The sequence below is a fragment of the Nocardia sp. BMG111209 genome (assembly GCF_000381925.1).
Lineage (GTDB): Bacteria > Actinomycetota > Actinomycetes > Mycobacteriales > Mycobacteriaceae > Nocardia.
Window position 1 is genome coordinate 223679 of sequence record NZ_KB907307.1, and the last position, 22082, is coordinate 245760.

The following is a 22082-nucleotide window of genomic DNA, read 5'->3' on the forward strand; positions in this document are numbered from 1 at the left end:
GCCACATCGGGTGAACAGGACACGGACAGCGGGAGTCGAATCAGGTGTCGCGATCGTTCGTGGCCGGATGGAGCCAGGTGAGTGCGGCGCGGCCGGCGTCGAGATATCGTTGGTCCCCGGTTTCGAGCCCGTAGGCGATGTCCTCCAGGACAGTGCATCCGGCGTAGAAGACGGCGCGGGTGCGCAGAGTTCGCGGGTCGCCGGTGCCGTAGTGGCGCAGCGCGGTGTCGAGGGCGGCCGGACCCAGATCGCGGTGGATGAGGCCGAAGTCGTAGGCGGCGTCGGTGATCGCGGCGTCGCTCCAGTCGATGATGCCGGTGACGGTGCCCGAATCCGGTTCCACCAGAACATGTTCGATGCCGAGATCGTTGTGGGAGAACACGGGTACCCGGCCGCCGTCCGGTGGCGGGGCGGCCAGGAACCGTTCCACGGCCGGGCGGTGCGCGCGCGGGATCTCGTCGGCGATCGACTGGTAGATCTGCGTGGCCTCTTTGTGCCACAACGCCGTCGGCTGGTGATCCGGCTCCACCAGACCGGCGAATCGCTCGACGGGTACGGCATGCAGCGCGCCGAGGAAGTGCCCGAGCGTCGCGGCGATCGAATGCGCGTGTACCGAGCGGCGTGCGGCGGGCAGGTCGAGCAGCGGCAGACCCGGGACCTTGCGGTACGCCAGACAACCCGGCTCGGGGAGAACGAAACTCGGCTCCGGCACCGGAATCGGCGAGATCTCGGCGACGGCCGCCAGCAGACGCGCCTCGCCATCGATGCGCGCGGCCCGCGCCTGCGGATCGGATTCCCGGCCGAACCGCACGATGAGTTCGCCGTTGACCTCGTAGGCGATATTGTCCTGCCCCGCACCGAGCAGTGTCACCGACTCGATCCGATACCCGGGCAGGCCCACGGCGACGACGCGCCGCACGTCTGCAGCGTGATCGGGAATTCCTGTGCCGTGCACCGGAATTCCGTCGGGACGGGAATCGTCGGCCGCCTCGGACGCTCGCTCCCGCGAAACACTCACGCGCCGACCCTACCGCCGGCCGGGCCCGGACGCGGCGACGGCCGCCGCCGGAAGTTCCGGCGGCGGCCGTCGAATGCCGCGATCAGGCGAGGCCGAGTGCCTGTAACAGCGACCACCACACCGACGGCGGCTCGCCGCCCAGCGGCCACCCCGGTGCGCGCGGATCGTCCCGGAAACCCGGCGGGACGTGATAGCCGTGCCGATCCCGATCCCGATCACCCTGACCCGGCCCGCCCTGACCCGGCCCGCCCGGGTACCGATCGCCGGGCCCGTCGGGCCACTGACCCGGTCCACCGGGACCGGGGCCCTGAACGAGCTCGGGCTGTCCCTGCGGTGCGGCACTCGCGATGGCCGGGGCGGCGGCCACGGGCGCGATCAACAACGCGCCGACCAGTGCCGCGCGCGCCAGCGAGGTCCGCGCCTGGCCCGATCGGGTGGATGTGCTCTGTGCTGTCATTCACGATCTCCGTTCCGGATTGTCCGAACCTACACAGCCCGCCTTCCCGGGCCACCGGTCCGCAAACTCCGGATCGGCTGCCTCACAGCTGATTGCCAAGTTCGTCCGGCCCGCGGCGCGAGCCCCGCCGGACCACCGCCGGACCACCGCCGCGAGAGTGTCGAGTTCGCTGCCGCGATGCGCGTGATGCTGTGCGGTCCAGGCCGCGTCGTGCAGCGGATCGAGCGTCACGATCATGCGCGTCCCGTCCCCGGCCGCTTCGAGGTCGACGGTCGTGAGATGGTCGTAGGGCTCGTGATCGGGCACGAAATCGATCGGCGACAGATAGGCGAGCCGGGTCGGCCGCACGACCTCGGTGAAGGTCTTGTGCAGGTCGGTCGCGACCGGCTGCCCGATGTCCCGCAGGAACGCAACCTGATCCGGTGCGACGGCGGTCATGGTGTACTCCAGCAGCCCGCCGGGCACGAGGGCGAGTGCGCGCACCCGGGTCTCGAATCCGTCGGGCGCCCACCACTGTTCGAGGCCCGCGGCCGTGGTCAGCAACTCCCACAACAGTTCCGGCGGTGCGTCGAAGCTGCGCTCGAGCCGCGTGGCATCGGTGTGCGGACGGTGTTCGGTGGTCATCGGATTCTCCTCGATCATGGTCGGTGTCAGCTCCAGCGGCTGATCTCGCCGGCGGGATGTGCTGCGAACGCACCGCTTTCGACGCCGGTCTTCAGGCTGGTGAGGTACGAACCCCAGTTGGTGCTGCACCCGCTCATGAATTCGCAGGCCTCGCGCCAGCCGGCATGGACGAACAGCAGGGTGGTGCCGTCCTCGCCGTGCGGGCGGAAGGTGAACGTGATCCGGGTGTCGAGCCAGGTGCCGGGGCCGTCGGTGACCAGCCACACCACCTCGTCGGGAGTGTCGGTGAGCACCCGCATGACGGCGGCGGGCCGCTCGGCGGCGCCGAAGTACACGCCGAAAGTCGAGCCCACGGCGTGCTCGCCGGTCACCGGTCGTCCGGTCCACCAGCGGGCGATGCCGTCGGTATCGGTGACGAGTTCGTGGACGCGCTGCGGCGCGGCGTCGATGGTGAGGCGGTGCAGGATGTCGGGCATGGCGGGTCCTTACGGCCGGTGACGGATGGATTCACCGCAGTGACGAACGGCCGGGCGGTCGACGGACAGTAGCGCCGCGAAGATTTTTCCGCGGCCGTTGTCCGTCCGCGGCGTCGCCGTTCGTTCGATACTCGACCCCTACAGGAGGACCTCGTGCAGTACGCGTTGCTGGCCTACACGCCGCCGGAGGACACCGACCGGACGACCCGGCCGATCCCCGATCCGCTCGCCGACCGGCTCGACCGGCCGGACATCACCGGCTGGGCGCGCCTGCACGCCGCCGAGACCGCGACGACGGTCCGGGCCGAGGAACCGCCGTTGCTGGTCGACGGCCCGTTCATCGACACCCGGGAATACCTGGCCGGATTGTTCGTGATCGAGGCCGACGACCTCGACGGCGCGCTCGCCGTGGCCGGGGATCTGTTGCGGCACACCCGGCCCGGCACCGCGATCGAGGTGCGGCCGATTCTCGCGGGACGCTTCCGTTGACGCTCGAGGTCGTCTTCCGCGACCAGTGGGGTCGTGTGCTGTCGACCCTCGTCGGGATCCTCGGCGATATCGAACTCGCCGAGGAGGCGGCCGCCGACGCGTTCGCCGTGGCGGCCGAACGCTGGCCGCGCGACGGTGAACCGGCCAACCCGACCGGCTGGCTCGTGACCACCGCGCGTAACCGCGCGATCGACCAGCTGCGCCGACGGCAGGTGCTGGCCGGTAAGACCACCCTGCTCGCCCGCGACCTCGAGCTCGGGCAGAGTGCCGCCGCGGCCGGCCCGGACGCCGCGACCATCCCGGACGAGCGGCTGGAACTGATCTTCACCTGCTGCCATCCGGCGCTGGCCCGCGACACACAGGTGGCGCTGACCCTGCGCACCCTCGGCGGCCTCACCACCGACGAGATCGCTGCGGCCTTCCTCGTCCCCTTCGACACCATGAGCAAACGGCTGACCAGGGCCAAACGCAAGATCCGCGATGCGCGCATCCCGTTCGCGGTGCCGCCGGATCATCAACTGCCGGACCGGCTCTCGGCCGTCCTGGCCGTCCTCTATCTCATCTTCACCCAGGGCTGGGGCGGTGGCCGGGTCGATCTCGCCGCGGAGGCGATCCGCCTGGGCCGTGCGCTCGCGGAGCTGATGCCGGACGAACCCGAGGTCCTCGGTCTGCTGGCCCTGATGCTGCTGCACGACGCCCGCCGGGCCGCCCGGCTGCGCGACGGCCGGATCGTCCTCCTGGACGACCAGGATCGCACCCTCTGGGCTACCCGGGAGCTCGAGGAGGGCCGGGAAGTGTTGCGGCAAGCGATGATTCGAGGACGCCGCGGACCCTACCTGATCCAGGCGGCCATCGCCGACCTGCACCTGCACGTACCCCGCGACTGGCCGCAGATCGCCGCACTGTACCGAACCCTCGCCGCCCTCACCCGTTCCCCGCTCGCCGAGCTGAACCTCGCCGTCGCGATCGCCGAGATCGACGGTCCCGCAGCCGGTCTCGCCATCCCCGACCGCCTCGACCTCGCCCACTACCGCTATTTCCATTCCACCCGAGCCGAACTCCTGCGCCGCGCGGGCCGGACCGGCGAGGCCCACGACGCCTACCGCACGGCGCTGGAACTCGCACGAACCGAACCGGAACGGAACTTCCTCGCCGACCGGATCGCCGAGACGGCACCCCCGGACGCCGCGCGCGGCCCCGCACGGCCCGGATGAAAAACTCGCCGCGTATCCCCGCGAACCGGTCGCGGGCCAACAGCTCTCGTCAGTGCGCCGCGGCCGCGCGGTCCAGCAGTTCGGTGGTCGCCTCCCACAGCCGCTGCTCCCGATCGCGGTCGCGGGCCACCGGCTGCACCTCGGTCACCGCGGTCTTCACCACGAACGCGCCGTCGCGCAGGTGCCCCCACCGATCGTCGAGGGCCAGCGCGGCCAGCAGCGGGCCCGAGCGTTGCGGCGTCGACACCCCGGGGAGCCGGCCCAGGAACCGGCCGACGGCCTGCAGTGCCGCGGGTGCACCCCGGCCCAGCGCGGTACCGGGCATCCAGCCCGGCTCGAACACCGATACGGCGACCCCCGCACCGGCGCGCCGCTGCAGTTCGTGGGCGTAGTACAGAATCGCCAGCTTCGCGTTCGAATAGGCGATCCCGGAGGCGGTCGTACCCGGAACCCGCGCACCGGTGGCGGGCCGGGCGAGTTCGACCGGATCGGCCCACTGCGCCTCCGGCACCTGCAACAGCCTGCGCCAGAAGTTGGCGTGATAGGTATTCGAACCGACCAGCACGATCCGCGCCGGAGCGGTGAACGAGCCGAGCAGATCGCCGATCAGCTGCGCATGGGCGAGATGGTTGACGGCGAAGGTCAGCTCGTAGCCGTCTGCCGAGGCCCGCCGGGTGTCCGCCGAGGACAGACCGGCATTGGCGACCAGCGCGCGCAACGGCCGTACCGTCCCGGCGTCGAGCAGGTCGCGCACCGCGACCGCGGCCGCGCGGACCTCGGCCAGACTCGCCAGATCGCAGCCGATCTCGTGGACGCGAGCACCCCGCGCCCGCGCCTCGTCCGCCACGGCGGTCAGATCCGGCCCGGCGCGGCCGACCAGTACGAGATCGGGCCGCTGCCCGGCAGGACGATCGGCCATGGCCAGGGCGGCGTACCGACCCAGATTGCGGGTCGGCCCGGTGATCAGAACAGTTCCGGATTCGGTCATGGGTCCAGCCTGCGCGGCCGGGCGTGTCGCGAACAGGCGTCCGGTTTTCGTAGGACTGCCGGGGCCAGGACAACCCGGCGCGCACCCGGGCAGACTGGGGGTATGGAATCGTGGGAGTTCGGTCCGACGGTGCGCCGCTGGCGCGACCGCGTGCCGCCCGAGACCCTGGGTGTGCCGGTGGGCCGCAGGCGCCGGGCCACCGGATTGCGCCGCGAGGAACTGGCCGCCTTGGCCGGTATCTCGGCCGACTACCTCACCCGCCTCGAACAGGGCCGCGCGACCGCGCCCTCGGCGCAGGTGGTGGAGTCGCTGGCCCGCGCGTTGCGCGTCTCCGACGCCGAACGCGATCAGCTGTACCGCCTCGCCGGGCATGCGACCCCCGGCCCCGACGTCGTGCCGTCCCGGGTGCCCGCGAGCGTGCAGCGCCTGCTGGACCGCCTGTCGCACACCCCGGTCGTCGTGTACGACGCGAGCTGGACCCTGGTCCTCGCCAACGCGCCGTTCGATGCCCTGATGGGCGATACCACCCGCTGGCGCGGCCTGGAGCGGAATGCCGTGTGGCGCAACCTCGCCGGCCTGCCCACCCGGGTCGTGCACACCCCGGCCGAACAGGCCGGCCACGAGGCCCGGCTCGTGGCCGACCTGCGCGTGACGGCCTCGCGCTATCCCGCCGACCGCACCCTGCGCCGCCTGATCGCCGAACTCACCTCCGGCAGTCCGCGTTTCGCGGAACTCTGGCATGCCGAGGCCCCACCGCCACTCGCCGATCCGTCCCGCCACAAGACCGTCGACCACCCCTCGGTCGGCCGCATCACCCTCGACTGCGACACCCTGCTGGTCGCCCTGGACGATCTGCGCATCTCCGTCTACACCGCCGAACCCGGTACCGAGGACGCGGACCGACTGGCCCTGGCCACCGTCCTCGGCACCCAGTCACTGGTGCCCTGACGGAAGGCGCGAAAGGTGCCGGGCCGCATCAGCATTCGGTAGCGACGGGGTCCGCGTTCAGCAGGGCCAGGGCGAATTCGGCGTAGGTGCGGGCGATCTGCTCGGGGGTGGCGGGGCCGTCGTCGCGGAACCACTGGGGGATGGAGGTGCACATGGTGGCGATGGCGCGGCCCGCGGTGCGCAGATCCTCGGTGCGCAGCCGGCCCTCGTCGGCGGCGGTCCCGATGGCGTCGTCGAGGATGCGCTGAAGTCGGTTGCGGGAGTCGGCGATTCGGGATCTGTTCACGTCGATCAGGCTGCGCATCTCACTGGCGCCGAGGAAGGCGAGGCCCCGGCGGTGGGCGTGGAACAGGGCCAGCGCCTCGACGATGTGGGCCACCCGCTCCACGCTGTTCGAGGCGCCCGCGGCGGCCGCCGAGCAGCGGCGGTGCAGATCGCTCATCGTCAGGTCGAGGATCTCCACGAGCAGATGTTGTTTGTCGGGGTAGTGGTGGTAGATACCGGGCACGCTCATACCGGCGCGCTGCGCGATCGCCCGCATCGTGGTGCCGTGGTAGCCGGTCTCCACCATCGCGTCCACGGCGGCGGCGAGTACCGGATCCAGGATCAGGGGCGGGTAGTCGCGCCAGCCGACCGGGTCGGATCGGACGGGGGTGCGCGGTGGCGGGGGAGTGGGGGAAGTGCCGGTGAGCAGCTGCGCGACCGGGACCTCCAGCGCCTCGGCGAAGGTCCGCAGGCGCGATACGGAGACGCCGGTCTTACCGTTCTCGACGGCGCTGACGGTCGCGGCGCTGACCTGTACGCGCCGCGCCAGCTCACGGATCGTGAGGCCGCGGGCGGTGCGGAGGCGTCTGATCGCGGCCCCGGCGTCGTGCGTGCTGTCCACGGAGGCATTCTGTTCAGAAATCCTGAACAAGGCAAGTCCGGTCCGGGCTGTTGACGACGGTATCGGCGATATGTGTACAGTGAACTGTCATTGTTGACCGAGCGAGCGCTCGGTAAGTCGCGAGATGAGGTAGGCAGTGCCGATCGATTTGACCTACTCCACCGAGGTGGCGGCGCTGGTCGACCGGACGCGGGAGTTCGTCCGTACGACCGTCCTGCCGATCGAGGATCGCCACCGCGGCGATATCGCCGCCGCGGGCGGGGACGCGATCCGGAAGGATCTGCAGCAGGCCGCGAAGGATGCCGGGGTGTTCGCGCCGCACGTATCGCTGGAGTACGGCGGCCTCGGGCTGGACATGTCCGACCGCGCGCCGGTCTTCGAGGAGGCCGGGTATTCGCTGTTCGGGCCGACCGCGCTGAACATCGCCGCGCCCGACGAGGGCAATATGCACCTGCTGGCCCATGTCGCGTCACCGGAACAGCGGCACGAATTCCTCGCGCCACTCGCGGCCGGCGACGTCCGCTCGGCCTTCGCGATGACCGAACCCGCGCCGGGCGCCGGCTCGGATCCCGCGGCCCTGACCACCCGCGCGGAACGGCACGGCGGCGGCTGGCGGATCAACGGGCGGAAGTGGTTCATCACCGGCGCCGACGGCGCCGCCTTCCACATCGTGATGGCCCGCACGTCCGGACAACCCGGTCAGCGCGGCGGGGCGACGATGTTCCTGGTTCCCGCCGGCACCCCCGGGGTGCGGGTCGGCCGGCACATCACGACGCTGGACCGGTCCATGGTCGGCGGGCACTGCGAGGTCGACTACGAGGATGTCGACGTCCCCGATTCCGCGGTGCTCGGCGAGGTGGATCGCGGCTACGAGTACGCGCAGGTCCGGCTGGGCCCGGCGCGGATGACCCATGTCATGCGCTGGCTCGGCGCCGCGCGCCGTGCGCACGACGTCGCCGTCGAGCATGTCGCACAGCGGGAGGGGTTCGGCGGCCGGCTCGGTGATCTCGGTATGGTCCAGAAGATGGTCGCGGACAACGAGATCGACATCGCCGCGACGCGAGCGCTGCTGACGCGGGCCTGCTGGGAGCTCGATGCCGGTGGGGCCGCAGGTGATTCCACCTCCATCGCGAAAACCTTTGCCGCCGAGGCGATCTTCCGGATCGTGGATCGCAGCGTGCAGATGTGCGGCGGGCTGGGCGTATCGGAGGATCTGCCGCTGGCCCGATTGTCGCGGGAGGTCCGGCCGTTCCGCGTCTACGACGGGCCGTCGGAGGTCCATCGGTGGGCCATCGCGAAGCGTCGCATCGGCGCCGCGAAGCGCGCGTTGCAGGCGGGCGACCGATGAGCCTGCCGGGTATGGACATCGAGGCGGTGGCCCGGTTCCTGGCCGACCGCGGCGTCACCGTCCGCGGCGAGCTGACCGCGGAGCAGATCAGCGGCGGCCGTTCGAATCTCACGTTCCGGGTGTCCGACGGCACGTCGGCCTGGGTGCTGCGGCGGCCGCCGGTCGCCGGGCTGACCCCGTCCGCCCACGATATGGGGCGCGAGTACACGGTGACCGAGGCCCTGCGGCCCACCGCGGTACCGGTCGCCGGAACCGTCGCCATCGATCGGGAGGGCGCCGTACTCGGAGCCCCCTGCACCGTGGTCGATTTCGTGCCCGGTCTGGTGGTCCGCGACCAGGACGACCTCGCCGCGCTGACCGACGCGCAGGTCCTCGCCGTCGTGAACTCCCTGGTCGACGTCCTGGTGGCGTTGCACGCCGTGGACTTTCGCGCGGTGGGCCTCGAATCGTTCGGCCGCCCCGAGGGTTACGTGTCCCGGCAGGTACGGCTGTGGGCCCGGCAGTGGGAGCAGGTGAAGACCCGCGAACTGCCCGATGCCGCCCGATTGGCCGCCGCCCTCGCGGATTTCGCGCCGCCGGCCGAGGCCGCGATCGTGCACGGCGACTTCCGTGTCGACAACACCATTCTCGATGCCGATCGACCGGAAATCGTTCGCGCGGTGGTCGATTGGGAGATGTCCACGCTCGGTGACCCGCTCACCGACCTGGCGCTGATGTGTGTCTACCGCGATCCGGTCTTCGATCTGGTGCTGGGGACGACGGCGGCGTGGACCAGCGACCGCCTGCCGTCGACGGATGCGCTGGCGCAGCGGTACGCGGTGACCTCGGGCCGCGATCTCGGTGCCTGGGACCACTATCTGGCCCTGGCCAATTTCAAGCTGGCCGTGATCGCCGAGGGCATCGCCTACCGGGCCCGGCAGGGTGCGGACTCCGGCAGTGGCGCCCTCGCCGCGGCGGATGCGACGCCGGAGCTCATGGCCGCCGGACTGCGCCTGTTGCGGCACTCGCCCCGGAGTACCGATACCGTCACAGCGACCAACCACTCGTAGGGCAGGAACCTTCTGATGAGCATTCTCGACAAGTTCCGGATGGACGACCGGGTCGTCGTGGTGACGGGCGCGTCGTCCGGGCTGGGCGTGGCGTTCGCGCGCGCGTTCGCCGAGGCCGGCGCCGACGTGGTCCTGGCCGCCCGGCGGGCCGCGAAGCTGGAGGCCACCGCCGATCTCGTGCGCGAGGCCGGCCGCAAGGCCCTGGTGGTCGAGACCGACATCGCGAGTTCGGAACAGGCGTACCACCTGATCGACGCCGCCTTCGCGCACTTCGGCCGGGTCGACGTCCTGGTCAACAACGCGGGTGTCGGCACCGCCTACCCGGCCACCCACGAGACGCCGGATCAGTTCCGCGCGGTCATCGACGTCAACCTCAACGGCGCGTACTGGGCCGCGCAGGCGGCCGGGCGGGTCATGAAGCCGGGCTCGTCGGTCGTGAACATCTCGAGCATCCTGGGCCTGACCACCGCCGGACTTCCGCAGGCCGCCTACAGCGCCAGCAAGGCCGGCCTGATCGGCCTGACCCGCGACCTCGCCCAGCAGTGGGGCGCCCGCAAGGGCATCCGGGTCAACGCGGTGGCGCCCGGCTTCTTCGAGACCGAGATGACCGACCACTACAAGCCGGGCTATCTCGACAGCATGAAACCCCGAATCGTGCTGGGCCGCACCGGCGATCCCGAGGAACTGGCGGCGAGCGTGGTCTGGCTGGCCTCCGACGCGGCCGGCTACGTCACCGGGCAGACCATCGTCGTCGACGGCGGCGTCACCATCGCCTGATCGGAAGGAGCGGCCCGATGAGTGCCGAACCCGCGGTCACGGTCGAGAAGCGCGACCGCACAACCGTTCTCACCCTGAACCGGCCCGCGAAGCGCAACGCGATCAACGACGAGATCACCGCCGGTCTCGACCACGCGCTCAACGAATTCGAGGACGATCCGGAGCAGTGGTTCGCCGTCCTCACCGGTGGACCCGAATTCTTCTGTGCCGGAGCGGATCTCGCCGCCGGCGCCGGGGAGCCCACCGAACGCGGCGGGATCGCCGGGATCATGACCCGGGTGCGCGGCAAGCCCCTGGTCGCCGCGGTCGAGGGCTTCGCGCTCGGTGGCGGTTTCGAACTTGTCATGTGCTGCGATCTCGTGGTCGCGAGCCGGACCGCGCGGTTCGGCCTGCCCGAGCCGAAGCGGGGGCTGATCCCGGATTTCGGCGGCGCCTTCCGGGTGGCCCGCCTGCTGCCGGCCAACGTCGCCCGCGAATTACTGCTCACCGGAGACGATCTCGACGCCGAGCGGGCGGAACGGCTGGGCCTGGTCAACCGGCTCGTGGAGCCGGGCGCCGCGCTCGCCGGTGCGCTGGAACTCGTGCGGCGGATCGGCGCGAACGCGCCGCTGGCGGTCCGGGGCGCGCTGCGGATCGCCAATTCCGCCATCGCCGGCGACGAGACCGGCCTGTGGACCATGACCGAGGAGGTGCACGCCGGGCTGCTGGCCTCCGCCGATCTCCAGGAGGGCCTGGCCGCGTTCTTCGGCCGGCGCGCACCGGACTGGCAAGGCCGCTGACCGCGGCCGAGCGCTGCTCAGAGCCCGGTGATGATCGCGGCGTGGCTGTCGGCCGCGGCCTGGCGCAGGGGCCGGGCCGCGGTATAGGAGTCGGATTCGTACCAGGCCTTGGCGGCTTCCGGCGAGTCGAATTCCATGAGTACGGTCTTGCTGCCGTGCCACCGGCCTTCGAGGGTTTCCACCTGGGTGTCGACGGCCAGGACGCGGGCGCCGCTCGCGGCCAGTGAGGGTGCGGCGGCGCGGCTGTAGGCGGCCATCCCCTCGGGGTCGGTGATGTCTTCGGTGACGATGACGTAGGCCTTGGGCATCGAATGTCCGTTCCGGGAGATGTTCAGCTGAATGCGGGAATGACTGTGCCGGCGAAGGTTTCGGCGTACTTCACGAATCGGGACGGGGGGAGTCCCGGCGGCAGCATCATCATGAAGTGTTCGACGGGCGTCTCGGTGAGCCAGCCGCGGAACATCTCGATCGCCGCGTCCGGCGTGAGGATGGTGAGCGTACCGCTCGCCGCGAATTCGTCGAGGGTCATGGGGGACAGGACGGTGTCGTCGGCCAATCCGGTCGCGGCGCGGTCCTCGTCGTGCCACTCGCCGTAGGTGTTGTTCACATGGTGGTAGTAGGGACCCAGTTCGTGCATGGCCTGCTCGGGATCCTCGGCGACGACGACGAAGGTGCCCTGGATGCGTACCCGGCCGCTGTCGGGATCCTTCCCGCACGCGCGCAATTTCTCCCGATACCGCCCGACCATGTCGAGATTCCCGAAGTAGCCCCGGCCGTATCGCGCGGCGCGTTCGAGGGCCCGGTCGCTGAATCCGCCCAGATAGAGCGGAATGTGGCCGCGGTCGGGCGCCGGGGTGATCGCGGCGTTCTCGACGGTGAAGTGTTTCCCGCTGTGGGTGACCGTCTCACCGGCCCAGAGCCGGGTGACGATGTCGAGGAATTCGTCGGTGCGCCGCCCCCGCGCGGAGAACTCCACCCCGTAGCCCGCGGCCTCGCGCCGGCGGTACCCGATGCCGAGGGCCATATCGAGCCGGCCACCGGAGATGATGTCGAGAACGGCACAGTCCTCGGCGAATCGGACGGGGTGATACAGCGGCGCCAGGGCGACCGCCGACCCGAGCCGGATACTCCGGGTGCGGGCGGCGATCGCGGCCAGCATCACCAGCGGCGCGGGCATGTAACCGTCGGAGGCGTTGTGGTGCTCCGGCACCCACGCGCCGCCGAATCCGGCGGATTCGCTCCAGGTGATGAAATCCAGGGTTTCGGCGTAGACATCCGCCCACGGCCGCTGCCATCGGGCCGGATTCCGGAAGTCGTACAGGAATCCGAAGGAGATCTTGCCGCTCACGGACTCAACCTAGTTAATCATCATAAGGATTGCAAGGTTGGTAGCGCCGGTCAGGCGGGTGCGTCGAGTGTGTGCAGGATCCAGTGGCCCTTGTTGTTGGTCTTGGCGTAGTACAGGCTGGTATCGGCCGCGGCGAGCAGTGATTCGGAGTTCATGCCCGGGACCGGGGTGACCACCGCGCCGATGCTGGCGGAGATCGTCATGGCGCGGCCGTTGACGGTGATCGGATCCACCAGCGCCGACAGCAGGCGGTTCGCGATCATGGTGAGCCGGGTGGTGTCGGCCGGGGGCAGGATGAGGGCGCCGAACTCGTCACCGCCGATCCGCGCGATCAGGCAGTCGTGGTCGCCGACGCTGTTGCGCAACCGGGCGGCGACCGCGGTGAGCGCCTGGTCGCCGATGCTGTGGCCGTACCGGTCGTTGATGGCCTTGAAGTGGTCGATATCGATGAAGAAGAATCCGGCGCGGTCCTCGGGACCGGCGGTCGCGACCAGTTCGTCGATCCGTTCCATGAGCAGCCGGCGGTTGGGCAGGCCGGTCATCGGATCGTGACGCGCCTGCCGGTGCAGTTCCTCCTGCTGCCGGTGCGTATCGGTCACGTCGGCGCCGACGGCCAGCAGATAGTCGGGATTCCCGGCGGCGCCGGGGACATAGGTGATGGCGAACGACATCCATCCGACGCTGCCGTCGGCGCGGATCAGCCGCCGTTCCAGTTTGACCGTGCCGGAACGGGCCGGAACAAGCTTGTCGTACAACAGGTTACGGATATGGTCGCGGTCGTCGGGGTGGGCGAAATCGTAGACCGAGATCCCGCGCAACTCGCCGACCGGAACTCCGATCATGTCCGCGAGCGCCCGGTTGGCCTCCAGCAGTGTGCCTTCGGTGTCGCCGATCGCGATCGCGGCGGCGATGTGGTCGAAGACGATCCGGAAGCGGTTGTCCTGCACGGTGTCGCGTTGTCCGGCAACGAAATCGGAGGTGCGCAGACCGGCCAGGGCCGCCTGGTGCCCCTGTCCGAGTGCGGTCAGCAGGGCCGCGATCCGGGCCGGCGCCGCGCAGTGCTCGGTCAGCCGGTGCAGCACCTGCGCCGACAACGCCGGGATCCGCTCGTCGGTCAGGTGGGCCGCGACCAGCGCCCGGCCGGCCCGCGCGCCCGGTGTCGCGTCGAACGGTTCGGCCGCCGCGGCGGTGAGCAGGTCACCGATCAACCCGGACAGCAGTTGTCGCCGGTCGTCGACCGATCCCGGCACGAAACCTTGTGCCGCCAGCACCTCCCACCACTCTCGCGCCAGCGTCGAACGCTCGCCGTCATCCACCACATCCCCTTGCACCACCGTGTCGCGCTGGTCCGGCACACCCCACTCCGGCTCCAGCGTCAGGACCTCTACTCGAACAGACCGTCCCGAATCTACCGCGTGTTTCCGGTGTGGTCACGGTGATTGTCCGGTTGCCGGTTCTCCGCGAAGATCGAGCTTCCTTTGTACCGACTGGTCTCGACCTGCCAAACCCAGGTCGCCTGTACACAGCACCGCAGATCGAGTAGATGATCGGCGATCGGATCGGTCGTGGCCGGGTCTCCGGATTCGGCGCAGCTGTTGTACAACGGTTGCCAGATTCGGCGGAACGAGGTGAATCGGTCGCGCACTATATCGGCGGCCGCGTGCACGGCGTCGGCGAGTTTCGCGCCGGAATTGTTCAGCAACCAGATCGGGATCAGGTTGAAATCCGCACCGTCTACGATGCATTCCTTCTCGAAGGAGAACATGTCGTTCATCAGCGCGCCGATATCGGCGGTGAGTCGTTGCAGCCGGCGCAGATCGGTCTCGAGTCCGGCCGCGCGGATCCGATCCCACGGGAGATAGGTGTCGCGTCCGTACTCGCACAGCGCGATCGCGGGGTACATGCCCGAAACCCGGGCGCGCAGATCGATGTATTCCTCGACCGACAGCAGATCCCCACGCGCCCTGGCGTTCTGATCGCGGATCGCGGTGCGCAGATGGTCGATCGTCGATTCCAGGACCCATGCGGTCCAGGCGGGCTCCCCGTTCGCGGTCAGCTCGGCCAGGAATTCGGCAGTCGCCGCCTCGACCGGTGTCGGATCCGCCACCGTCCGTCCCGTCGACAGCAGCCGGCACAGGCTCTCGACCGTGCTGTGCGCATCGGACTGCTCGGTCGTCGTGAGATGCGCGAACTTCTCCCGTCCGGCAGTGTCGTTGAGCCAGAACAGGATCGCGTTGTAATTCCCGATGAGCGTCATCCGCTCCGCCGTCACCGCTCGCGGGTGCAGGAACGGCGTCATGCTGTTGTAGTGGGCGCCGCCCGCCTCCAGCCAGATCCCGTGCCGGCGGCAGAACGCCTCGACCGCCGCACAGGCCTCCACGCCGAACCGGTTGGGCCGGAAATCCTTGCAGTACTCGATGATTCCGGATTCCGGCGTGCTGAACAACGCCGCCAGCGACCACGGCGGCCCGTCCCGCACCAGCCGCTGGTGGTCGGCCCGCATCGCCGCGAGCTCCGCCTCGATCGCCGCCACATACCCGCCTGCCACGGCGACTCCCTTCCGGGCCCGCGCCACGCGGCCGCCTCGGCCGGAACCGGATACCGGTCCTGCCCGAGACGGCCGCGTGACCCGGTCGCCGTTGCGCACGCTCACCGCAATCAAAACCAAGCGACCGGTAGCCTTTCCGCTTCAACGTTAACGCGCTACGGCGCCGTCGGCGAGCCGGTCGATCGCTCGGTGCCACCTACCTGCGGCGATGCGATCATCACGTGTCACCTCGACCCGGTCGTCCCCCGCGTGACGACCGGGTGCGGGTCGCGCTAGATGTCCAGTTCCTGCTCGATGCTCTTGAGGCGGTGCCGGGCCAGCGCGAGGTTGGCCCGCTCGCGGTAGAGCGCGAGGTAGAGGAACAGGCCCTTGGACTTCGGGCCGGCCATCGGCCGGATGAGGTGGTACTGGCCGGAGAGGGTGATGAGGATGTCCTCGATGTCCTCTTTGAGACCGAGCTGGTCGATGGTGCGCAGCTTGGCGCGCACGACCTCGGTGTTGCCGGCGGCGGCGACCTGCAGATCCAAGGTCTTGGAATTGCCGAGCATGCCGAGCGCCATGCCGCTGGAGTAGTCGACGACGGCGGCGCCGATCGCGCCGTCGATGGACATCATGTCCTTCAGTGCGAGATCTATGTTGCTCATGTGTTCTCGTGCCTTTCGTAATCGGTTGCCGGACTGGGCATCCGGCGTGACGTCGGCTAGTCCTTCGGCGCCTGGAGCAGTGCGATGATCCGTTTCGCCGCCGCGGTCAGCCGGCCCAGGTTGACCGATTGGCCGCTGCCCACCACGAGCAGTACCGCGCTGCTGAGGGGGAAGATACCGACGCACCCGCGATCGGATTCGAAGAACGTGGATTGCAGACGCCCGTGCGCCGACAGTGCCGCGAAGTGGTCACCGATTCCCACCGCTGCCGCCGCCAGCGCCGAACCGCGAAGCGCCACTGCGTCTTCCGGGGTCGTATCGGCCGTGGCACTGGCCACGACCAAGCCGTCCCGGCTGGCGACGAACGCGTACGCCGCGTCGTCGACCGATTCGCAGGCCTCGGCGAGCAGTCGGGCGACCTTCTCGGGCTCGGTGAGCGCGAGCTCCAACCGGCGCGTCACACCTGAACCGACTGTTCGATCCGGCGCAGCAGGTGGCGCGCCATGGCGAGATTCGCCCGGTCCCGATCGAGTACGAGATACAGGAACAGGGTGCTCCCGTCGCTCTCGAGAATGTTGCTGTTCCGTCCGTCGTCCAGCGGCATGATGATGTGATATTGGGCGCCGAGCGTGACGAGTATGTCTTCTATCGCATCGTTCAACTGGAGTGTTCTTATCGCGTCGACCTTCGCGCGCACGACCTGTGTGAGGACGGCTCCGGCGACTTCCATGTCGATCAGCGAATTCCCGCCCTGCTTGCCGAGAATCATTCCGCTGCTGTAATCGACGAGCGCGATACCCACCGCTCCGTCCATCGACATTCCGTCGCGTAGGGCATCGTCCAAATTCATGTCCACCTCAATATTTCATTGCGCCCGAAAACGTGCAGCGGCAAACCCGAAGCGGACCATACCATCCTGTCGGTATTGTGACAACCGTAATGGAAAAGGATCACTTCGCAGACATCCTATACCATTGATCTATTGATTTCGGCAAAACTTCGGCAATCATTGTGGTGGCCCGAAACCGCTGGCGCGCACGTGATCTGCCCGGTTCGTGTGCGGAGTGCCGGCGGCGTCCGGCCTTCGGTGTGACCGTGATCGGTGCTGGACATATGGGCCATTCTTTCCGGTTCCGTGGTCGCGGATGGGCTCGATCGATCCGCCCGTCAGATCGCAATATTGATTTTCCAATAGTGAGTTCCCGTCGCCGGACGGCGAAATGTGACTACCGTCAATAATGCACCGCAAATCTTCAGAGAATGTTTGGTCACGTGTCCAGTTGTCGAATGGGTGGGCGGGTGCGGAGTTATGCGGATCGGCTATTCCGAATCGCCGGGCAACGGGTGCGGTAGCCGCGGATCGGTGCGACAGCGACCAAACAGTCTGTCCCACAGTCGATCTGCACGTGCAGGGTGACGAGGCTCTCTTCGGGGCCGAAAGGCTTCGGGTGCCGGGCGATCCTGCGACACTACTGTCGTGATCCGCTGAGATCGCGCTCGAACCCGATGTCTCAGGACTCGTGACCGGTGGTACCCGATGAGCCTTCCCCCTGACGACCGCATGCGCGTGCTGGTCACCGTCAATCCGATCGAATCGCATCTGCGCGGGCTGGTCACGCTCGTCGACGCACTCGGCGGACTGGGCCACGATGTCCGAATCGCGGTGCCGGACAAGTGGTCCGGATGGTTGCGCGACAGCTACGGCGTGCGGACCGTCGACATCGGGGCGTCGTGGCTCGACCCGGATTTCGACAGCGTCGTCTTCGGGGCCCTGCTCGACGGGGGCGCGGCGGCCTTCGATCGGGCGCTCATGGCGGAGTTCACCTCCGCCCGTGTCGCCGGATATGTCGCCGCACGGGTGCTCGCGCTGGCCGAACACTGGCGGCCGCACGCGGTGCTGCACGAATGTACCGAATTCGGTGGATATCTGGCCGCGGAGGTACTGGGGATACCCCACGTCGTCGTGGACATCGGCCCGCTGGAGGCGGTGGTGCAACGCCTGCACACCGAGGTGGTCCGGCCCGGACTGACCGCCCGGCGAGCCGAGTTGGGGCTCCCGCCGGAGCCGCCGGAACCGGGCGTCCTGCGCCATCTCACCGTCTCGATGACTCCGGAGGCCTTCAACCACGCAGATTTCGACGCGCCGCTGCGCCGATACCGTCACGAACTGCCCACCCGGCGGGACGAGCGGCTGCCGGGCGAATTCCCCTGGGGCACACCGATCGTGTACCTGTCGATGGGGTCGATCGGTCCCCGTTCCACCCGATACATGCCGCGCTCGATCGAGATCTATCGCGAGATCTTCACGGCGCTGGCGGATCTGGAATGCTCGGTCCTCGCGGCGCTGCCGGCGCAGTACCGGGACGTGTTCCCGTCGCTGCCACCGCATGTGCACACCATGACCCGGGTTCCCCAGTCGCTGGTGCTGGGGAAGGTGGATCTGTTCATCACCCACGGCGGCCTGAACTCGATCCGGGACACGATCACCTGCGGTATCCCCCAGGTACTGCTGCCCTTCTTCGCCGACCATCCCGGTAATGCCCGGCGGTGCGCGCAACTCGGCACCGGCCTGCGGATCGACCCCGCCACGGTCACCGCGGCCGAGGTGCTGGCCGCGTGTGAGCGGGTGTTGGCCGACACCTCCTATCGGCGGGCCACCGCGGAACTGCGGGAACGGATGTACGCCCTGCCCCGGCAGACCGCGTTCGCCGACGATCTGCGAGATCTCATCGAGACGAGTCCGAGGAGCTGACATCGAATGATCGACAGAGAAGATCTGATCCGGACCATTCGAGAATTCCACGGACAGCAACCGGACCGCCCCTTCGTGCCGGGTGTCACCGAGATCCAGTCCTCCGGAGCACATCTCGATCCCGACGACCGGACGGCCCTCGCCGCGGCGGCCCTGGACATGCGGATCGCCGCGGGTGCCCTGGCACACCGATTCGAGACCTCGTTCGCCCGGCGGATCGGGATGCGCAAGGCGCGGCTGACCAATTCGGGGTCCTCGGCGAACCTGCTGGCGATCACCGCGCTGACCGCACCCGAACTGGGGGAGGCCAGGCTCCGCCCGGGAGACGAGGTGATCACCTGTGCCGCAGGGTTTCCCACGACGGTCAACCCGATCCTGCAGAACGGCCTCGAGCCGGTGTTCGTGGACATCGACGAGCGCACGTACAACGCGACACCGGAACTGATCGAGGCGGCCGTCGGCCCGCGCACCCGTGCGGTGGCGCTGGCCCATACGCTCGGCAATCCCTTCCCGGTCGCGGAGATCGCCGAAATATGCAGCAGGCACGGCATGTTCCTGATCGAGGACAACTGCGACGCGGTCGGATCGAGGTATCGAGGGCGGGCGACCGGAACCTTCGGTGACCTGTCGACCGTGAGTTTCTATCCGGCCCACCATCTGACGACCGGTGAGGGCGGATGTGTCCTGACCGACAACCTGGTCCTGGCCCGGGTGGTGAAGTCGCTGCGCGACTGGGGACGCGACTGCTGGTGCGAGCCGGGTGAAAGCAACCGGTGCGGAGGACGATTCGGCTTCGAGCTGGGCGGCCTGCCGTACGGCTACGACCACAAGTACATCTACTCGCACATCGGGTACAACCTGAAGGCGACGGATCTGCAAGCGGCACTCGGCCTGTCGCAGCTGGCGAAGCTGGACGACTTCTGTGCCGCCCGGCGGCACAACTGGGGCAGGTTGCGCGCGGAGCTCGACGGCATCGACCATCTGCGCCTGCCGGAGCCGACCCCCGGAAGCGACCCGAGCTGGTTCGGTTTCGCGATGACCGTCGCGCCGGACGCGCCGTTCGATCGGTTCGACATCGTGAACTTCCTGGAGCGGCGCCGGATCGCGACGCGCGGCCTGTTCGCCGGGAACCTGCTGCGCCATCCGGCCTATTCCGCCGTGCCGCACCGTGTTTCGGGCGATCTGACGGTCAGTGATCGGGTGGCCGACCGGACCTTCTGGGTCGGGGTGTACCCCGGGATCACCGACGAGATGATCGACTACGTGGTCGCCTCGGTCCGGGAGTTCGTCGCGGGCCACCGGCGAGCGCCGGTCCCGGCCGCCGAGCCCCCGGCCGAGGGGAATCGGTGAGCCGGCTGCTCGTCACCGGGGCCCGCGGGCTGCTGGGTAGCCGAATAACGGCTCCCGGGAGTCCTTTCCGGGACGGTCACCGCACGATCGTGGCCCTCGGGCGGGCGGAGCTCGACGTCACCGATGCCGGGGCGCTGCACCGGAGTATCGAGCCGGACGACGTGGTGATCAACTGCGCGGCCTACAGCGCCGTCGATGCCGCCGAGACCGAGATCGACCGGGCATTCGCGGTCAACGCGTCCGGCGCCGGGCTGCTGGCCCGGACCTGCGCCGAGAAGGGCGCGCGACTGGTGCACCTGTCCACCGGATACGTCTTCGACGGCACGGCCGCACAGCCTTACGAAATCCGCTCGCCGACCGCGCCGATCAACGCGTACGGCCGCTCGAAGCTGGCCGGTGAACAGGCCGTGCGCGCCGAATGCCCCGGCGCGCTGATCGTCCGCACGATGTGGTTGTACTCGGGCGCGACCACCGGATTCCCGGCCGCCCTGCTCCGGAGATGCGCACGGGGCGAGCCCGTTTCGGTCGTCGCCGATCAGATCGCCTCGCCCACCTGTACCGACGACCTCGTATCCGCCCTGGCCGATCTGCTCGCACATCCCGATCCGCCGCCGCTGACCCATGCGACGTCGGCGGGTGCGGTGTCGAAATACGAATTCGCCCGCGCCGTCGCCGCGGAGGCCGGTCTGGACGCCGGCCTGCTACGGCCCTGCCGGACAACGGATTACCGGACCGCCGCCGATCGGCCCCGCAACGCCGTGCTGTCGCGGGCATCGTGGCTCGGCCACGGCCTGCGGCCGCTGCCGCACTGGCGGGACGCGCTGCACCGCGCCATGCTGACGTACCGCCGGAGCTGCTGAGCCGCCACTGTCCGTGCCGCGCAACAGCTGTCGCCGCACCCCGGTGGCCCGCTACGCCGCGGTGAGGCTGTCGAACGCCGTCACGACCCGCTCCGCGGCGCTGCGCGCACTGGCCGGATCGGCGCCGGTGATCAACCGCCCGGCCGTGATGGAGTAATCGTCGAACGGGTGCATGGGGGAGCTGTAGTCCGCCCCGGCATTGCTCACCACGTCGACGACCGGCTGCACCTTGTCGGATTCGAGTTTCTCGAGGACGTTCAGCACGATCTCGCCCTCGACGGTGAATCCGGTGACGGTTCTGCCGTCGGCAATGGAACGGCCGGTCCGGGAGTCGATGATTCCGGCCAGGATCACCGGTCCGTGACATATGGCCGCGACGATTCCGCCGCGTGCCCAGACGTCGGCGCCGACGGCCTGTAGCGCGTGAGCGTTCGGATAGTCGTAGAGCGCGGCATGGCCGGCGGAGGCGAAGAACAGTCCGTACTCGGTCCTGTCCACCTCGGCGGCCGTGCGCAACTGCGAGTTCAATTTCACGTTGAACGGATGCTTCGGATCGTCGAAGACCGACCTGTCGTCGCCCGACAGGAAGCGTTCGGTCAGGGAGAGGTCGTCCAGGCCGAACGTGCCCGTTTCCGAGGCGAGGTCGACCTCGATACCGGCGCGGGTGAACACCTCGAAGGGATGCAGCGCCTCGGTGTAGAAGAGGCCGGTCTTCGTGCCGTCGGGATAGATGACCCCGTGGTAGCTGCTGACGGCGATCAGTGCCCTACGGGGAAGGTTCTCGGACATGGCGCACCTTTCCACTGGATTTTCATCGCTGATTCTCAGGGCCGGCAGGTGATCGCGCGAAGGTCACGACAAATGGGACAGGACCGCCGGGACATGTCTACCACCGGCGCCGATACGGTATCAAGGCCCGAACGCCGTATCGGTACGGCAGCGGATCCACCGTGCGATGAATGAAACCGACCGCCGTGTCCTTTCGTGATCGAAATATTCGGGTGATTTCCGGGGTGCGGCAGAGTACTGGTCGGTATTCATCCGAAAATGCCGGTCCGTGACTGGTTTCCGTCGATTCGGACCCTCTGGTTACCGATGGTTTACGCATCGGTTCGGCGACGTTCGCACAGTCCGGGTCATCTTGATCGACTGTGCTGTAGCATGATCGAGAGGACACGGTCGTAGGGGCGATCGAAATAGCTTTCCGTTCATATCGTTTCAACTGATTACAATCGGGTGATCGGCAAAGGGGGACGGATGCACCGGCCAGTTCTTCAGGACACCGGAGTTGTCGTCTAGATAAGCGAATTCAACGAGCCGGGTCGGCGCGTGCGTACCGCGACGCGTGCGCCGGATCCTGTATCACCAGGGAACGTCGAGATCAGGGGCCACGTCCGTGCTGGGACGTGCCGTGTCGCAAGCTCCTCGCCGTTACCCGCCAAAACCGGAACACTCGCCGGGAGCGAGTGTGTCGGTCACCAAGGGATCGGTATTGCCGTGCGTCGGCGATAAGCGAGGAAGTTTGCC

At 68.8% G+C, this 22082-nt stretch carries 24 protein-coding genes; 10 read left to right on the forward strand and 14 right to left on the reverse strand.

Going from position 1 to position 22082, the window contains the following annotated elements:
- Positions 1-40: 40 nt before the first annotated feature.
- From G361_RS0101000 to G361_RS0101015, 4 genes are all read right to left on the reverse strand, one after another.
- Positions 41-1018, reverse strand: coding sequence for a phosphotransferase family protein (locus tag G361_RS0101000; protein WP_196814383.1), 978 nt, complete (start codon positions 1016-1018; stop codon positions 41-43).
- A gap of 82 nt (positions 1019-1100) precedes the next feature.
- Positions 1101-1475, reverse strand: coding sequence for a hypothetical protein (locus G361_RS46545; RefSeq protein WP_019925174.1), 375 nt, complete (start codon positions 1473-1475; stop codon positions 1101-1103).
- Entirely contained in the window at positions 1476-2099 is a 624-nt protein-coding gene (locus tag G361_RS41740; protein ID WP_081635465.1) for an SRPBCC domain-containing protein, read from the reverse strand.
- Positions 2100-2125: 26 nt separating this feature from the next.
- Entirely contained in the window at positions 2126-2575 is a 450-nt protein-coding gene (locus G361_RS0101015; RefSeq protein WP_019925176.1) for an SRPBCC domain-containing protein, read from the reverse strand.
- 153 nt (positions 2576-2728) lie between these two features.
- Between G361_RS0101015 and G361_RS0101020 the strand changes: the two genes are divergently transcribed.
- The gene (locus G361_RS0101020) at positions 2729-3064 is read left to right on the forward strand and encodes a YciI family protein (RefSeq protein ID WP_019925177.1); all 336 of its coding nucleotides are present in this window, start codon (positions 2729-2731) and stop codon (positions 3062-3064) included.
- Positions 3061-4278, forward strand: coding sequence for an RNA polymerase sigma factor (locus G361_RS41745; protein ID WP_019925178.1), 1218 nt, complete (start codon positions 3061-3063; stop codon positions 4276-4278). The genes G361_RS0101020 and G361_RS41745 overlap by 4 nt, the downstream gene beginning before the upstream one ends.
- Positions 4279-4327: 49 nt before the next feature.
- Here G361_RS41745 and G361_RS0101030 read toward each other — a convergent pair whose 3' ends face one another.
- A complete protein-coding gene (locus tag G361_RS0101030; RefSeq protein ID WP_019925179.1) occupies positions 4328-5266 on the reverse strand; it encodes an SDR family NAD(P)-dependent oxidoreductase in 939 nt (312 codons plus the stop codon).
- A gap of 102 nt (positions 5267-5368) precedes the next feature.
- On the opposite strand from G361_RS0101030, the gene G361_RS0101035 reads away from it, so the two are divergent.
- Positions 5369-6214, forward strand: coding sequence for a helix-turn-helix transcriptional regulator (locus G361_RS0101035; protein ID WP_019925180.1), 846 nt, complete (start codon positions 5369-5371; stop codon positions 6212-6214).
- Between the two features lie 28 nt (positions 6215-6242).
- On the opposite strand, the gene G361_RS0101040 is transcribed toward G361_RS0101035, so the two are convergent.
- A complete protein-coding gene (locus G361_RS0101040; protein WP_019925181.1) occupies positions 6243-7100 on the reverse strand; it encodes a TetR family transcriptional regulator in 858 nt (285 codons plus the stop codon).
- Between the two features lie 136 nt (positions 7101-7236).
- Here G361_RS0101040 and G361_RS0101045 point away from each other — a divergent pair, with 136 nt between their 5' ends.
- The 4 genes from G361_RS0101045 to G361_RS0101060 are packed head-to-tail and all read left to right on the forward strand — an operon-like array spanning position 7237 to position 11053.
- On the forward strand, positions 7237-8448 hold the full coding sequence (locus tag G361_RS0101045; RefSeq protein ID WP_019925182.1) for an acyl-CoA dehydrogenase family protein: 1212 nt from the start codon (positions 7237-7239) through the stop codon (positions 8446-8448).
- Positions 8445-9497 carry a phosphotransferase family protein gene (locus G361_RS41750; protein ID WP_052172606.1) on the forward strand — a complete coding sequence of 351 codons (1053 nt, stop codon included), beginning with the start codon at positions 8445-8447 and terminating at the stop codon, positions 9495-9497. Before G361_RS0101045 ends, G361_RS41750 begins: the two co-directional genes overlap by 4 nt.
- Positions 9498-9512: 15 nt before the next feature.
- Positions 9513-10274 carry an SDR family NAD(P)-dependent oxidoreductase gene (locus G361_RS0101055; protein ID WP_019925184.1) on the forward strand — a complete coding sequence of 254 codons (762 nt, stop codon included), beginning with the start codon at positions 9513-9515 and terminating at the stop codon, positions 10272-10274.
- A 17-nt stretch (positions 10275-10291) separates the two neighbouring features.
- Positions 10292-11053: an enoyl-CoA hydratase-related protein gene (locus G361_RS0101060; protein WP_019925185.1), complete on the forward strand. Its 762-nt coding sequence runs from the start codon at positions 10292-10294 to the stop codon at positions 11051-11053.
- 17 nt (positions 11054-11070) lie between these two features.
- Here the strand turns inward: G361_RS0101060 and G361_RS0101065 are convergent, their stop codons facing one another.
- From G361_RS0101065 to G361_RS0101095, 7 genes are all read right to left on the reverse strand, one after another.
- Entirely contained in the window at positions 11071-11361 is a 291-nt protein-coding gene (locus G361_RS0101065) for a DUF1330 domain-containing protein (RefSeq protein ID WP_019925186.1), read from the reverse strand.
- A 23-nt stretch (positions 11362-11384) separates the two neighbouring features.
- Positions 11385-12401, reverse strand: coding sequence for an LLM class flavin-dependent oxidoreductase (locus G361_RS0101070; RefSeq protein WP_019925187.1), 1017 nt, complete (start codon positions 12399-12401; stop codon positions 11385-11387).
- Between the two features lie 50 nt (positions 12402-12451).
- Complete coding sequence (locus tag G361_RS0101075; RefSeq protein WP_019925188.1) at positions 12452-13756, reverse strand: sensor domain-containing diguanylate cyclase; 1305 nt, start codon at positions 13754-13756, stop codon at positions 12452-12454.
- A gap of 53 nt (positions 13757-13809) precedes the next feature.
- Positions 13810-14949, reverse strand: coding sequence for a terpene synthase family protein (locus tag G361_RS0101080; protein WP_231386748.1), 1140 nt, complete (start codon positions 14947-14949; stop codon positions 13810-13812).
- 272 nt (positions 14950-15221) lie between these two features.
- Positions 15222-15593, reverse strand: coding sequence for a hypothetical protein (locus G361_RS0101085; protein WP_019925190.1), 372 nt, complete (start codon positions 15591-15593; stop codon positions 15222-15224).
- Between the two features lie 56 nt (positions 15594-15649).
- Complete coding sequence (locus tag G361_RS0101090) at positions 15650-16054, reverse strand: roadblock/LC7 domain-containing protein (RefSeq protein ID WP_019925191.1); 405 nt, start codon at positions 16052-16054, stop codon at positions 15650-15652.
- A complete protein-coding gene (locus G361_RS0101095; RefSeq protein ID WP_026342570.1) occupies positions 16051-16443 on the reverse strand; it encodes a hypothetical protein in 393 nt (130 codons plus the stop codon). The genes G361_RS0101090 and G361_RS0101095 overlap by 4 nt, the downstream gene beginning before the upstream one ends.
- A gap of 687 nt (positions 16444-17130) precedes the next feature.
- Between G361_RS0101095 and G361_RS0101100 the strand changes: the two genes are divergently transcribed.
- From G361_RS0101100 to rfbD, 3 genes are read left to right on the forward strand one after another with little or no spacing between them, the layout of a single operon-like run.
- A complete protein-coding gene (locus G361_RS0101100; protein WP_081635258.1) occupies positions 17131-18345 on the forward strand; it encodes a glycosyltransferase in 1215 nt (404 codons plus the stop codon).
- A gap of 6 nt (positions 18346-18351) precedes the next feature.
- On the forward strand, positions 18352-19695 hold the full coding sequence (rfbH, locus tag G361_RS0101105) for a lipopolysaccharide biosynthesis protein RfbH (RefSeq protein ID WP_019925194.1): 1344 nt from the start codon (positions 18352-18354) through the stop codon (positions 19693-19695).
- Positions 19692-20555 (forward strand): dTDP-4-dehydrorhamnose reductase, encoded by an 864-nt coding sequence (gene rfbD, locus G361_RS0101110; protein ID WP_026342571.1) that lies wholly within the window; start codon positions 19692-19694, stop codon positions 20553-20555. The genes rfbH and rfbD overlap by 4 nt, the downstream gene beginning before the upstream one ends.
- A 51-nt stretch (positions 20556-20606) precedes the next feature.
- Here rfbD and G361_RS0101115 read toward each other — a convergent pair whose 3' ends face one another.
- Positions 20607-21344 carry a DJ-1/PfpI family protein gene (locus G361_RS0101115; protein WP_019925196.1) on the reverse strand — a complete coding sequence of 246 codons (738 nt, stop codon included), beginning with the start codon at positions 21342-21344 and terminating at the stop codon, positions 20607-20609.
- Between the last annotated feature and the right edge of the window lie 738 nt (positions 21345-22082).